Here is a 13,367-nt window from a genome sequence, read left to right on the forward strand (position 1 = left end):
TTCCTCCTTTCCCTCTGTTCTACGTCGGATTATAGACTCGCGGTTTTTTCTGCGAGATTTCTCACAAAGCCCAAAAAGCGTCTACGCTGTTTTAAGGTTCTGATCACCGACCAGTGATGGAGAAACTATGAGTTCATCGTGTATAGAAGAAGTCAGTGTACCGGATGACAACTGGTACCGTATCGCCAACGAATTACTTAGCCGTGCCGGTATAGCCATTAACGGTTCTGCCCCGGCGGATATTCGTGTGAAAAACCCCGATTTTTTTAAACGCGTTCTGCAAGAAGGCTCTTTGGGGTTAGGCGAAAGTTATATGGATGGCTGGTGGGAATGTGACCGACTGGATATGTTTTTTAGCAAAGTCTTACGCGCAGGTCTCGAGAACCAACTCCCCCATCATTTCAAAGACACGCTGCGTATTGCCAGCGCTCGTCTCTTCAATCTGCAGAGTAAAAAACGTGCCTGGATAGTCGGCAAGGAGCATTACGATTTGGGTAATGACTTGTTCAGCCGCATGCTTGATCCCTTCATGCAATATTCCTGCGCTTACTGGAAAGATGCCGATAATCTGGAATCTGCCCAGCAGGCGAAGCTCAAAATGATTTGTGAAAAATTGCAGTTAAAACCAGGGATGCGCGTACTGGATATTGGCTGCGGCTGGGGCGGACTGGCGCACTACATGGCATCTAACTATGACGTAAGCGTGGTCGGCGTCACCATTTCTGCCGAACAGCAAAAAATGGCTCAGGAACGCTGTGAAGGCCTGGATGTCACCATTTTGCTGCAAGATTATCGTGACCTGAACGACCAGTTTGATCGTATTGTTTCTGTGGGGATGTTCGAGCACGTCGGACCGAAAAATTACGATACCTATTTTGCGGTGGTGGATCGTAATTTGAAACCGGAAGGTATATTCCTGCTCCATACTATCGGTTCGAAAAAAACCGATCTGAATGTTGATCCCTGGATTAATAAATATATTTTTCCGAACGGTTGCCTGCCCTCTGTACGCCAGATTGCTCAATCCAGCGAACCCCACTTCGTGATGGAAGACTGGCATAACTTCGGTGCTGATTACGATACTACGTTGATGGCGTGGTATGAACGATTCCTCGCCGCATGGCCAGAAATTGCGGATAACTACAGTGAACGCTTTAAACGAATGTTTACCTATTATCTGAATGCCTGTGCAGGTGCTTTCCGCGCCCGTGATATTCAGCTCTGGCAGGTCGTGTTCTCACGCGGTGTTGAAAACGGCCTTCGAGTCGCTCGCTAAAGGCTATTCTATCGCCCCCTCTCCGGGGGCGATTTCAGATCAGGCTTCTGTACCTGGTTGATTCATGGCATTTTCTCGTGCCGCCAGCACACGTTCTACCGTATCTACCACTGCCTGAGTTTGTGGATCAATTTCAATGTTGACGCGTGCGCCGAGTTTTTTCTTCCCAAGAGTCGTGCGTTCCAGAGTTTCCGGAATTAAATGGACGCAAAAACGCGTTGGCGTGACTTCGCCGACGGTCAGGCTAATACCGTCGATGCCAATAAATCCTTTGTACAGGATATATTTCATCAACTGACTATCCTGGACTTTAAACCAGATCTGGCGATTATTTTCCGAGGTTAATATTTTCGCCACTTCAGCGGTGGTCATAATATGACCTGACATTAAGTGTCCGCCAATTTCATCACTGAATTTCGCCGCACGCTCAACGTTTACCCAATCCCCCACTTTTAAATCGCCAAGATTGGTAATGCGTAACGTTTCTTTCATCAGGTCAAAACTGACATGGTTGCCGTTAATTTCCGTCACGGTCAGGCAGCAACCGTTATGCGCCACGGAAGCACCTGTTTCCAGGCCGTCCAGCATGTGGTCGGGTAACTCCACCACATGCGTACGAAAATTTGGTTTCTCGTCAATCGACACCAGTTTTGCGGTGCCCTGTACAATCCCCGTAAACATACTTACAACTCCTGAAATCAGTTAAGACATTCTGTTCAGCACAATAGCAGGTGGCAAACGCCCTTACCAGTGAAGGGGTAAGAATGACTATTTTTTCACTGGAGAATTAATAAATCCTCGCTACAATAGACTGAATTTCCCCTGCTTCTTCTTTTTGCTGCCCATTCAGGCGGCTTTTTAGTCTCTCATATAACTACAAATAAAAGGTGTTCACGTGCAGAAGTATATCAGTGAAGCGCGTCTGTTATTAGCATTAGCAATCCCGGTGATTCTCGCGCAAATCGCCCAAACTGCGATGGGTTTTGTCGATACCGTGATGGCGGGCGGCTATAGTGCCACCGACATGGCGGCGGTCGCTATCGGTACTTCTATCTGGCTTCCGGCGATCCTCTTTGGTCACGGACTGCTGCTGGCATTAACGCCGGTTATCGCGCAATTAAATGGTTCCGGTCGACGTGAGCGCATTGCGCATCAGGTGCGACAAGGTTTCTGGCTGGCAGGTTTTGTTTCCGTTCTCATTATGCTTGTGCTGTGGAATGCAGGTTACATTATCCGCTCCATGGAAAACATCGATCCGGCTCTGGCGGACAAAGCCGTGGGTTATCTGCGTGCGTTGTTGTGGGGCGCGCCGGGCTATCTGTTCTTCCAGGTTGCCCGTAACCAATGTGAAGGTCTGGCAAAAACCAAGCCGGGTATGGTAATGGGCTTTATCGGCCTGCTGGTGAACATTCCGGTGAACTATATCTTTATTTATGGTCATTTCGGTATGCCTGAGCTCGGTGGCGTTGGTTGTGGCGTGGCTACTGCGGCGGTGTATTGGGTCATGTTCCTTGCCATGGTTTCTTACATTAAACGCGCCCGCTCCATGCGCGATATTCGTAACGAAAAAGGCACCGCGAAACCCGATCCTGCGGTGATGAAACGACTGATTCAACTCGGTTTGCCGATTGCGCTGGCACTATTCTTTGAAGTGACACTGTTTGCCGTCGTGGCTCTGTTAGTGTCTCCGCTCGGTATTGTTGATGTCGCAGGACACCAGATTGCCCTGAACTTTAGTTCACTGATGTTTGTGCTTCCAATGTCGCTGGCGGCAGCGGTAACTATCCGCGTAGGTTATCGTCTGGGTCAGGGCTCAACGCTGGATGCGCAAACCGCTGCGCGGACCGGGCTTATGGTGGGTGTCTGTATGGCAACCCTGACGGCCATATTCACGGTTTCACTGCGGGAGCAAATCGCCCTGTTGTACAACGACAATCCCGAGGTTGTAACGCTGGCTGCGCATTTGATGTTGCTGGCGGCGGTATATCAGATTTCTGACTCAATCCAGGTGATTGGCAGTGGGATTTTGCGTGGTTATAAAGATACGCGTTCCATTTTCTATATCACCTTTACGGCTTACTGGGTGCTGGGCTTGCCAAGCGGCTATATTCTGGCACTGACCGATCTGGTCGTTGAACCTATGGGGCCAGCAGGCTTCTGGATAGGCTTTATTATTGGCCTGACGTCGGCAGCCATTATGATGATGCTGCGTATGCGGTTCCTGCAACGTCTGCCGTCAGTTATCATTCTGCAACGAGCATCCCGCTAATAAAGACAAGGCGCAACCTTCACGGGTTGCGCCTGTGTTTTTACGCAGGCTGGAGCGTTGCGCCAATCCCGTCTTCGTCTGGCTGTAATTTCAGAGCGTTGCACAGAGTTTGCCGACTGGCATCTGTTATCTCAACGTGTATATCCCCGGTAACTTCCCCTTTCACATTGATGAAGTCAGGTGAGATTTCTTTCGCACTGGTTTGCAGGAAAATCGCTCCCTCTCCGCGCAGGCGTTTCACTTTCAGTTGCACATGCGTTGCCGCACCAGTGATCAGCCACAGTTTTCCGCCATTCAGATTGATGTTACCAACAATAAAAGTGACACCGTCACCTTTTACCGTACTGCCGTCGAGAATCAACACACCGCCCTGCTGTACAGTAATCGTTGATTGTTGCAGATCTGCGCCATAGCCAATAATCATTGAAGCGCCGTCCAGTAATGCAACACTCCCGGTCAGTTCAACCGGTGCACGATCTTCCTCTACGACAAAATTTTCGTCCGCGCTGGTGGGTGACAACAGGATCACTGTTCCACCTTGTATTACCGCATTTTCCAGCGTACCGGCATGCACTTCAGCCCGACCACCCACATTCACGGACAGGTTTTGCGTCTTACCGGAACTGTAGAGCTGAAGGCCATCCGTCCCCAGACGATAAATGGATCCATTCTCAACAATAGTGTCAGAGTCTTCACCACCGAGATTATTCATGGTGCCACCAGCAAGCAACGTATCACTGGCTTTCCCGGCCAGCATAAAAACGCCGCCCTGATTAATCTCACAATTGCTGGCTTCCCCACCTGGATACACCAACAATTCACCACCTTCATCTACCACGACCGCTGAGGTTGTCCCATTAACCAACAGGCCGCCCTCTTGATCGAGAATGATTTTTTCCGCGCGATGTCCTTCCAGTACACGCAGGTTACCGCCATTTTCCAGCAACAAACCGCAGGCATAACCCTGATCAACGCTGAATTCACCTTCGGGATGGCGGCCATTAACCGTAGCGAGCGTAGAGAGACTAATTGCGCCTCCCTCGGACTGAACAATATCTGTGGCAATGGCACCGTCGCTGACCGATAGCGTGCCATTGTTACCGTACTGTGTGCATTTGGCGATCCCACCGGTTGCCACTTTCAACCAGCCAGCCCCCGTGACCACGGTATTTTCGGCTCTTCCGCCAGCTTCAACAATCAACTCGCCTTCAGTAAGTTGCGTCGCGCCAATGACCTCGCCGGTCTTAACAATTTGCACATTCCCGTCGCTCATCAAGTTTTTCGCATCAGATCCCATGATTTATTCCTTTGCTGCATCTGTGTGCCTTTATTGCTACCTAAGTGTAAAGGCTACGGAGGATTTATCCACGACAGATTTGAGATGGTGGCAAACAACTCTGTTTAAACTCTGATACACGAATTATTGGGTTGTATCAGATGTAAATGCGATCCTGAATAAAAATCGCCCTTGCAAATCAACAAAATATAGCCAATTTGCTTAAAAGCTCTGCAAACGGTCGAAATAGCGCAGAAAATTACGTTTTGCCTCTTGCCACCTTCCCACTCTGCCGCTAATATTCGTCCCCGTTGTCACCTACAACGTTGCGTTCATAGCTCAGTTGGTTAGAGCACCACCTTGACATGGTGGGGGTCGTTGGTTCGAGTCCAATTGAACGCACCATCCTGCGTCCGTAGCTCAGTTGGTTAGAGCACCACCTTGACATGGTGGGGGTCGGTGGTTCGAGTCCACTCGGACGCACCAGATTTTCTTAATCTGGTCTTCTCCTTTTTCCCTCTGTTTCTTCTCTGTATCCAATACGTTAAAAGATTTACACTGTCTTCGTATGCGTTATCAGAAGGAGAATCGCTATGGCAACTTTGTTACAACTTCATTTTGCTTTTAATGGCCCATTTGGCGACGCAATGGCTGAGCAGCTTAAACCGCTTGCTGAGTCGATTAATCAGGAACCTGGTTTTCTGTGGAAGGTATGGACAGAAAGTGAAAAGAACCACGAAGCCGGTGGGATCTATCTTTTTACTGATGAAAAAAGCGCCCTTGCCTATCTGGAAAAACATACTGCCCGACTTAAAAATCTCGGCGTTGAGGAAGTTGTCGCCAAAGTTTTCGATGTCAATGAGCCACTGAGTCAAATCAATCAGGCAAAACTCGCCTGACAGAATTTAATCAAGGGCGGTTAGCGCCCTTTTCATCCCTGTCTGAAATTTCTCAAATTCTAAAAATCTCAACCAAACTTATCTGATAACACTAAATTCGAAAGAATGCGTACAGGTAAGTAACAATGAAAAAAATTGCTATTGTGGGTGCCGGGCCTACGGGGATCTACACCTTATTCTCGCTTCTACAGCAACAAACTCCACTTTCTATTTCTATCTTCGAGCAGGCTGACGAGGCCGGTGTCGGGATGCCATACAGTGATGAGGAAAACTCAAAAATGATGCTGGCAAATATTGCCAGTATTGAAATACCGCCGATTAATTGTACGTATCTCGAATGGCTACAAAAGCAAGAAGCCAGCCATCTCCAGCGTTATGGCGTTAAAAAAGAAACCTTGCACGATCGTCAGTTTTTACCGCGAATTCTGCTGGGCGAATATTTCCGCGATCAATTTTTACGATTAGTAGACCAGGCACGACAGCAAAAATTTGCAGTGGCTGTTTATGAATCATGCCAGGTTACCGATCTGCAAATTACAAATGCTGGCGTCATGCTCGCTACAAATCAGGATTTACCCAGCGAGACGTTTGATTTAGCGGTGATTGCCACGGGTCACGTCTGGCCTGATGAAGAAGAAGCAACCAGAACGTATTTTCCCAGTCCGTGGTCAGGCCTGATGGAAGCAAAGGTCGATGCGTGTAACGTGGGTATTATGGGAACATCCTTGAGCGGACTGGATGCGGCAATGGCAGTGGCTATTCAGCATGGTTCGTTCATTGAAGATGATAAACAACACGTCGTTTTTAACCGCGATAACGCAAGTGAAAAGCTAAATATTACGTTGATGTCGCGCACGGGTATTTTACCCGAAGCCGATTTCTATTGCCCTATTCCCTACGAGCCCTTACACATCGTCACCGATCAGGCATTAAATGCTGAGATTCAAAAAGGTGAAGAGGGCCTTTTGGATCGGGTATTTAGATTGATAGTAGAGGAAATCAAGTTTGCTGATCCAGACTGGAGCCAACGCATAGCCTTAGAGAGCCTGAATGTCGATTCCTTTGCTCAAGCCTGGTTTGCCGAGCGCAAACAACGCGACCCATTTGACTGGGCAGAAAAAAATCTCCAGGAAGTCGAACGCAATAAACGAGAAAAACATACTGTTCCCTGGCGTTATGTCATTCTGCGCCTGCATGAAGCCGTACAGGAAATTGTTCCTCATCTGAATGAACACGACCATAAACGGTTCAGTAAAGGCCTTGCCAGGGTTTTCATCGATAATTATGCGGCAATCCCTTCAGAGTCTATTCGTCGCCTACTTGCCTTACGTGAAGCGGGAATCATTCATATTCTCGCCCTCGGTGAAGACTACAAAATGGAAATTAATGAGTCGCGCACCGTCCTGAAAACGGAAGACAACAGCTACTCGTTTGACGTTTTTATTGATGCCCGCGGACAGCGTCCGCTTAAAGTGAAAGATATTCCTTTCCCTGGGCTACGCGAGCAATTACAGAAAACAGGGGATGAAATCCCTGATGTTGGCGAAGATTATACGTTACAGCAACCCGAAGATATTCGTGGACGCGTAGCGTTCGGCGCGTTGCCCTGGTTGATGCACGACCAGCCTTTCGTTCAGGGACTTACGGCATGTGCAGAAATTGGTGAGGCGATGGCTCGGGCGGTCGTAAAGCCTGCATCCCGTGCTCGTCGGCGTCTTTCGTTTGATTAAAGGTAAAGCTATCAGCACTCAACAAACTGATGCTGTTCATTAAGACGATAGCGGACTCCGGTTCGAATATTGTTTTCACCTTCAATGGCGACGGCGAAGCGAACTCTTTCGCCGTCATGATATGCCAGTGCGGCGCTTCCCCCTGGCCCGAGAATAATTGAGTCGACCACGCCCGTGCTCACTACCGTTGAATTTTCACCGCTGGCAATGATGTGTACATTGTCGCCGCTGTTGGCAATTCTGGCGTTTGCGCCAAAGCTGGCGATTTGCACCAGGTCACCATTACTGGCGACATGACACCGTTCACCCAATGTACAAACGCGTACTCGCATTCCGGTATTCGCAATCCGACTACTATCTCCAGCGCTGCTTATCCGCGAAGAATTACCGGTTACAGCAACCCGTGCGCGTTCACCGGAGCTGCCAATGTGACTGTTAAAGCCGACACTTCCAATCCGCACGCTATAACCCATACTGGCAATTTGCGCGGCATACCCAGCGGTTGCGATTCGGGCGTTATCCTCACAACAGCCGATGCGAGCATGATCGTCGCTGCGGGCAAACTGACTGCAAAATGGTATCTCTCCGGGGTCTGTGGCCAGTTTTTGCATAGAGGAAACTTCCTGATGCGCGAAGTTTTCATCCGCCAGCCATTTTTTCCACGCATACTCAACCAGACTCTCCGCCCAGTCCGTATATCCTTCCTCAATCAGTGCATGATGAATATCGGCATAACTACCGCCGCGTGGGAAATGGCGCAGGAACCAGCGATACATCACCGCTCCGATACGCCATTCTCGCAGGTCTGCTCGTGTAATGATCATTCGTTAGTGCCGGTGATAGCCATCGACCATGCTTTTAAAGGTTTCGTGTGGCGTACGCCCCGTGGTGCAAAGATAAAGATGACCGAAGATAAAAAAGAGGCTTATAAATGCCAGAGCAAAATGCGCCTGCAATAACCAGTATCTTACGCCAGGAAACACATCTCCCACGGCTTGCGGATAGAGACACAGCAGCCCCGTCAATAGTAACAACGGCAGCAATCCATACATAACACCAACATAGGCGACCTGCTGTAAGGGATTAAATTTAGACTGGGTTGTTGCCGGGAAAGGATGTTCTTCCCCCTGCATAATGCCAAACAAATAAAATCGCGTTTGTTTTGCCGCTCGCTCCAGCCACCCCTGACGACGAATGCGATAGTGGTGACCATTACCCCCAACGGCATTGATCAGCACAAAGCCGAGCCAGCATGCGAGTAACAAAAATCCGCAAACTTCATGCACCGCAACCAGACTTTTAACCGCAGTTGCGCCCACCAGCGCAAAGTGATTTATCAGCCCACTTGCCAGCAACAATACAAAGAGTAACGCATTCGACCAGTGCCATAATCTGACCGCTTTGCAGTAAAGATAAATCTTCTCACCATAATCGGTGACTGATTTCTTCACGCCACGAGCACGAAGCAAGGCATGCAGCCCCAGCACCAACCACATCCCAACCAGCAATACTCCGGCAATGATCAACCACACCGGCCAAAATTCGGGAGTGAACTGTGGCACATAGTTCGCTAACTGGCTCTGAAACTGTTCAGCATGTTGCGACGGGTTCATACATTTTCCTTTTTAATCAAATGTTGACCGAACCGGCGATACAGATGCGGTTTCCCGGCACCAGGTAGCTGATATTGATAGTATTTATTTTGCTGCAACCACGCCTGAATTTCTGGGCTATCTTCGCGACCAAAGATCAATGCGTGTTCCGGGCAGGCGCTGACGCAAATGGGCGGAAAGCCTTTTGCCAGTCGGGACTCAGCGCAGAAATCACATTTATCTGCCACTTTAGTGACAGGGTTAAGGTAGCGAACCTGGTACGGACAAGCGCCAATGCAATAACTGCAGCCGATGCACTGCGATTTTTCTACCCGCACGATCCCCTGCTCATCACGCCACGACGCCCCTGTCGGGCATACGTCGATGCACGGAGCATCTTCGCAGTGCTGACATGACTGGCGAAAAAAGTGATACTGCGTTTCGTTATCGTTATCGGTGACTGGAATGTGTGCTATCGATAAACGGCTTCCCTGAGCGGGGACGTGGTTAGTTTTACGGCATGCGCGGGCGCAAATATTACAGCCATTGCACCGTGACTCGTCATGAATCATGGCATACCGAACTTCCTTTTCTTGCCTCGTGTTCGCTAACAGAGAAGACGCAGAACCAGTAAAAAAGATTACTGTTCCCATCCCCAGAACAAATTTGCGTCGAGTGAAGGACATCTGATTATCCCCTAATGCAGTGGCTGCAACTGTCCACCCTATCCATGACATCTCCCTGAAATTTCAGGGGTTCTGAAACTGCTCTACCTCGAACCATTCGCATAAGCCATAAGCCTTGCCATAGGTCATAAATCGCTCGCTAAACAAGTACAACACCGCCGTCGATGACTCCACCTGCCGTATATCGGCATATTCAGGTGCAACATCCATCGCGGCGATCGCGGCTTCAATCTGCGCTTCCTGGAAGTAATATGGCGCTTGCATCAGCATGGCGACTTTGTAAGGACGAGGATATGTCTGGCACTCAAAACGAACGGCGTGTGCAATGGCGCGACAAATGTCCTGCTCCACAACTTGCAAAGACATCGCCGCGTAGTTTTCACTCATGGCCTGCGTTGAGTAATAGTAATCATCCTGACTTCCCGTCATACAAGCGATATCCGCGTAGTCTCCGTTCTGCTTAATGCTTTCCAGCAAAACTGACAGCTCCTCTTCTGCAACCGAATAGGGTGGCGAGAGAAACACGGCGCGCGCCACCAGCTGCCCAGCCGCAGAATGCTGGCGAATGAACTCTGCCAGGATTTCAGCCGGTTCTGGTTCGGTTACCGTATCAACGGGGTGACGCATCCCCTGTAACCATTGCCGCTTCGCCTCGTCAACTTCGCTGACTTTCGCTAACGGCAATTCATCCCGATGGTTCATCTCACCCATTCCTTACACAGGCAGTAGATTGTGTGCTGCCAGATCGGCGGCAATATCTTCCAGCCCCAGACGCTGCAATGTTTCGCGGGTCGGACAACCAAGCTGTGGGTCCCAGCCCATTTCTTTGTAGAACATCGTGAGCGAAGCATGCATATCGTCACGATCCATTTTGTCAGTACCTTCAGTAAAGACCGGGATCTGCGGATCCTTGTCGAATACCCAGGAACAGATAAGATCGTGTTCATTACGCATATCTTTGGTTTGCATCAGTTTTACCGTGTAGGCACGATGCAACGTAAAGATACGCTCTGCAGCTAAATCTAATTTTTCCTGAGTCATCTCTTCGCCGGTGATCGCTTTGAAGAATTTGGCTTCAAGCGCCAGATCGCCCCGGTAATTACGGCTTTTCAGCGGCGAAACGGTCATTGGCCAGACCCAGTTGCACAGGGTGACGGCGTTATGCAAACAGACCCGCAACAGCGACCACTTTGCATATTTAATTTTTGCGTCATTGATTGGCGTGTAGTTTTTGGTTTCATCGTAGGCATCTTCAGAACCAAAAAGCTCTTTCGCCACTTCACGCTGCAGTTTCAATGGCAAACCCGAACCAATAAAATTGATATGGGTATGCGTCATGCAGTCACGGTTGAACATACAGTTAACAATGGAACCGACCTGCGCTGACGCTTCATTGGCATGGTGAACCGGATAGCCAAACGGCGACCAGAGTTTATTTTTCGCGTAGCCCCAGTACTCTTCACCCAAATTCCAGCGTTCTGCGATGGCATATGAACCATCAGCCAGGTGACTCAGCTCACCCACACGATGCGCCAGACGGTAGTAAAAATCTTTAATGAAGTTAACGTCACCCGCTTCCAGTTGATCCCAGCGAATTTCCGCATACTCTTCAGCAGGCAGAACACGCTTGAACACCCCTTTGCTGTAACAATAGGTAAAGTCGCGATGCAACTGCCCGTAGTTACACCATAGGCCGTAGTCATCGAACAAATTCAGACCCACCAGGTTACCAATCACACGACCATCGTCTTTATCTTCAAAATCTTTCGGCCCGTTCGGGAAGATGGTGGTATGGACAAAGTTGGCTACACAAGTGTTACCACCTGTGCTGGGCACGCCAAACTCTTTCACCCGAGGAATATTCATTTGGGTCATACAACGGATCGGGCAAGAGTGGCAGCCACTCATTTTTACTGTGTATTTCTCTGCCGCCGGACCTAAGTCAAAAACGGATTTATAGGTACGAAAGCCGACCGTGTTCTGATTGCCTGGCGGAATTTCCCCCGTTTCAATCGGACCACCTTCAGCCGCGCCCCAAAACAGCCCTTTACGTGCTGTCCAACGTGACTTGGGATCTGAATACTCTGCCCACGATTGCGGCGTACTTGGCACGACATGGTTGTTATTCGCACCAATAAGTTCAGTCATCATGTAATCGTTGAGACGCTTCATCTCCTGACGATCGGCAATGTTGACCCCTTTCGTCCCTTCAACCGCAATCGCTTTCAGGTTTTTCGAACCCATAATTGCGCCAGTTCCCGCACCGCCGCTGTGGTTACGGCTATTCAACATGCCAGAGAGAGGAACAAGGTTTTCCCCAGCCTGACCAATAGCCGCCACACAGGTTTCCGGACTGGTCAATCGACAAATTTCTTCCGTCGTTGCGCGCGTCCCTTTTCCCCATAAGAAATCGGCTTTTTCCAGGCTAACTTTGTCATCTTTAATCTTCAGCCATACCGGTGATTTCGCCTTCCCTTCGATAATAATGACGTCGTATCCAGCGAATTTCATTTGCGCTGCAAAAAAGCCACCCATATGGGCATCGACAACTAAATTTCCTTTGGTAAAAGTAGAAAGTGAGGTGATATTTACGCGAGAACTACAGGGGGCACCAGATCCAGTTAATGGGCCGGTAGCAAAGACTAATTTATTCGCTTCATCGAAAGGTTTCGTGCCTGGCGGTACTTCGTCATACATAATTTTGTAGCCGAAGCCCATGCCACCGACAAAACTTTTAAACTTACTGGAATCTTCGAGGGTAATATTTCCTGTCGTGAGATTGACTCTTAATATATTACCTGTCCAACCGTTAGCCATGATTTTTTCCTTTGCAAGATTCACACAGTAATATCTTTCCACTCGATAATTTTTAACGCCCCTGTTGGGCAGGCGTTTGCGCATTCACCGCATAACACACATTTCGAGGATTTTTTACTTTCGGTATTTACGGTGGCCATCATCCACGGGCATGCCGTAGTACAGGCGCTACAGCCAATACAGCGTTTATGATCGACGGTAATACAGCCTTCTTTCTGCTGCCAGGTAATCGCACCAATCGGGCAGACGTTCATGCATTGCGGCTCTTTGCATTGACGGCAGGTGTCCGCGGTATAGTTGAGATCGCCATACAGGCCGCCGCCAGAGCCAACCCCGTTGTCGCCAAAGAAATAATTACGATGGATTTTGATACGGGAGAAGAATGTCCCTACTGAGCCATCGTTGAAGTTGGTACAAGAGATTTCACAGCGGTGGCAACCCGTGCATCGCGCTCGCTGGGTCACCAGCACCCCTTTGGGTGTATTTATCAACCCTACTGTGCCGCTATCAATATCTTCCTGTTTGCAACCCAAAAGTGACAGTAACGCAGGGGCAATTGTTAGACCAGCAAGGCCTTTTCCTGATATACGCAAGAATTCTAATCGCGTTAAGCCAATATCTAATAGTGGACGATCAACCGGGTTCATTTATTTCGCATCCTCTTCGCAAACACAGTGCTGACAATTCAGCAGCCTGATATTAAGCATTCAACTAATACGCTGCTGACTCTGTCCCCAACACCAGATATTTTCCCTAACCCGATAGTGTATGAGAAAAGATTTAACGCCGATAAACTAATCCTTTATGGTTAGGAGAAAAAAT

The 13,367-nt window shown here is 49.0% G+C and carries 12 protein-coding genes and 2 tRNA genes; 6 read left to right on the forward strand and 8 right to left on the reverse strand.

The window, feature by feature from the left end; all coding sequences use genetic code 11:
* Positions 1-127 precede the first annotated feature (127 nt).
* The gene (gene cfa / locus ACJHXA_RS02830; protein WP_000098911.1) at positions 128-1,276 is read left to right on the forward strand and encodes a cyclopropane fatty acyl phospholipid synthase; all 1,149 of its coding nucleotides are present in this window, start codon (positions 128-130) and stop codon (positions 1,274-1,276) included.
* 39 nt (positions 1,277-1,315) lie between these two features.
* Here the strand turns inward: cfa and ribE are convergent, their stop codons facing one another.
* On the reverse strand, positions 1,316-1,957 hold the full coding sequence (gene ribE / locus ACJHXA_RS02835) for a riboflavin synthase (RefSeq protein ID WP_000493947.1): 642 nt from the start codon (positions 1,955-1,957) through the stop codon (positions 1,316-1,318).
* A gap of 214 nt (positions 1,958-2,171) precedes the next feature.
* Here ribE and mdtK point away from each other — a divergent pair, with 214 nt between their 5' ends.
* Positions 2,172-3,545, forward strand: coding sequence for a multidrug efflux MATE transporter MdtK (mdtK, locus tag ACJHXA_RS02840; protein WP_001174942.1), 1,374 nt, complete (start codon positions 2,172-2,174; stop codon positions 3,543-3,545).
* A gap of 40 nt (positions 3,546-3,585) precedes the next feature.
* On the opposite strand, the gene ACJHXA_RS02845 is transcribed toward mdtK, so the two are convergent.
* Complete coding sequence (locus tag ACJHXA_RS02845) at positions 3,586-4,842, reverse strand: AIDA repeat-containing protein (protein WP_283512252.1); 1,257 nt, start codon at positions 4,840-4,842, stop codon at positions 3,586-3,588.
* Positions 4,843-5,149: 307 nt separating this feature from the next.
* Here ACJHXA_RS02845 and ACJHXA_RS02850 point away from each other — a divergent pair.
* The 4 genes from ACJHXA_RS02850 (at position 5,150) to ACJHXA_RS02865 (ending at position 7,450) form a co-directional block, all read left to right on the forward strand.
* Positions 5,150-5,226, forward strand: a tRNA-Val gene (locus tag ACJHXA_RS02850).
* Positions 5,227-5,230: 4 nt separating this feature from the next.
* Positions 5,231-5,307: transfer RNA gene (locus ACJHXA_RS02855), tRNA-Val, on the forward strand.
* A gap of 107 nt (positions 5,308-5,414) precedes the next feature.
* Positions 5,415-5,720, forward strand: a complete 306-nt coding sequence (locus ACJHXA_RS02860; RefSeq protein ID WP_000212657.1) for a monooxygenase — start codon at positions 5,415-5,417, stop codon at positions 5,718-5,720.
* Between the two features lie 125 nt (positions 5,721-5,845).
* The gene (locus ACJHXA_RS02865; protein ID WP_000716922.1) at positions 5,846-7,450 is read left to right on the forward strand and encodes an FAD-NAD(P)-binding protein; all 1,605 of its coding nucleotides are present in this window, start codon (positions 5,846-5,848) and stop codon (positions 7,448-7,450) included.
* Positions 7,451-7,461: 11 nt separating this feature from the next.
* Here the strand turns inward: ACJHXA_RS02865 and ydhT are convergent, their stop codons facing one another.
* The 6 genes from ydhT to ACJHXA_RS02895 all read right to left on the reverse strand — a co-directional run bounded on the left by ydhT (position 7,462) and on the right by ACJHXA_RS02895 (position 13,192).
* A complete protein-coding gene (gene ydhT / locus ACJHXA_RS02870) occupies positions 7,462-8,274 on the reverse strand; it encodes a protein YdhT (protein WP_000587560.1) in 813 nt (270 codons plus the stop codon).
* Between the two features lie 3 nt (positions 8,275-8,277).
* Positions 8,278-9,063: a thiosulfate reductase cytochrome B subunit gene (gene phsC, locus ACJHXA_RS02875; RefSeq protein WP_001069997.1), complete on the reverse strand. Its 786-nt coding sequence runs from the start codon at positions 9,061-9,063 to the stop codon at positions 8,278-8,280.
* Entirely contained in the window at positions 9,060-9,728 is a 669-nt protein-coding gene (locus ACJHXA_RS02880) for a 4Fe-4S dicluster domain-containing protein (protein ID WP_001310861.1), read from the reverse strand. Before ACJHXA_RS02880 ends, phsC begins: the two co-directional genes overlap by 4 nt.
* A gap of 63 nt (positions 9,729-9,791) precedes the next feature.
* On the reverse strand, positions 9,792-10,430 hold the full coding sequence (locus ACJHXA_RS02885) for a YdhW family putative oxidoreductase system protein (RefSeq protein ID WP_001297805.1): 639 nt from the start codon (positions 10,428-10,430) through the stop codon (positions 9,792-9,794).
* Between the two features lie 12 nt (positions 10,431-10,442).
* Positions 10,443-12,545, reverse strand: a complete 2,103-nt coding sequence (locus ACJHXA_RS02890; RefSeq protein WP_001273528.1) for an aldehyde ferredoxin oxidoreductase — start codon at positions 12,543-12,545, stop codon at positions 10,443-10,445.
* Between the two features lie 20 nt (positions 12,546-12,565).
* Positions 12,566-13,192 (reverse strand): ferredoxin-like protein, encoded by a 627-nt coding sequence (locus ACJHXA_RS02895; protein ID WP_001070230.1) that lies wholly within the window; start codon positions 13,190-13,192, stop codon positions 12,566-12,568.
* Positions 13,193-13,367: the final 175 nt, after the last annotated feature.

The sequence above is a fragment of the Escherichia sp. WS33 genome (assembly GCF_046486385.1).
Taxonomy (GTDB): Bacteria; Pseudomonadota; Gammaproteobacteria; order Enterobacterales; family Enterobacteriaceae; genus ECMA0423.

Bases quoted from the DNA above. Each gene is read 5' to 3' on its own strand.
- cfa (WP_000098911.1), top strand. From the start codon at position 128: ATGAGTTCATCGTGTATAGAAGAAGTCAGTGTACCGGATGACAACTGG.
- ribE (WP_000493947.1), bottom strand. From the start codon at position 1,957: ATGTTTACGGGGATTGTACAGGGCACCGCAAAACTGGTGTCGATTGAC.
- ACJHXA_RS02845 (WP_283512252.1), bottom strand. From the start codon at position 4,842: ATGGGATCTGATGCGAAAAACTTGATGAGCGACGGGAATGTGCAAATT.
- ACJHXA_RS02860 (WP_000212657.1), top strand. From the start codon at position 5,415: ATGGCAACTTTGTTACAACTTCATTTTGCTTTTAATGGCCCATTTGGC.
- ACJHXA_RS02865 (WP_000716922.1), top strand. From the start codon at position 5,846: ATGAAAAAAATTGCTATTGTGGGTGCCGGGCCTACGGGGATCTACACC.
- ydhT (WP_000587560.1), bottom strand. From the start codon at position 8,274: ATGATCATTACACGAGCAGACCTGCGAGAATGGCGTATCGGAGCGGTG.
- phsC (WP_001069997.1), bottom strand. From the start codon at position 9,063: ATGAACCCGTCGCAACATGCTGAACAGTTTCAGAGCCAGTTAGCGAAC.
- ACJHXA_RS02880 (WP_001310861.1), bottom strand. From the start codon at position 9,728: ATGTCCTTCACTCGACGCAAATTTGTTCTGGGGATGGGAACAGTAATC.
- ACJHXA_RS02885 (WP_001297805.1), bottom strand. From the start codon at position 10,430: ATGAACCATCGGGATGAATTGCCGTTAGCGAAAGTCAGCGAAGTTGAC.
- ACJHXA_RS02890 (WP_001273528.1), bottom strand. From the start codon at position 12,545: ATGGCTAACGGTTGGACAGGTAATATATTAAGAGTCAATCTCACGACA.
- ACJHXA_RS02895 (WP_001070230.1), bottom strand. From the start codon at position 13,192: ATGAACCCGGTTGATCGTCCACTATTAGATATTGGCTTAACGCGATTA.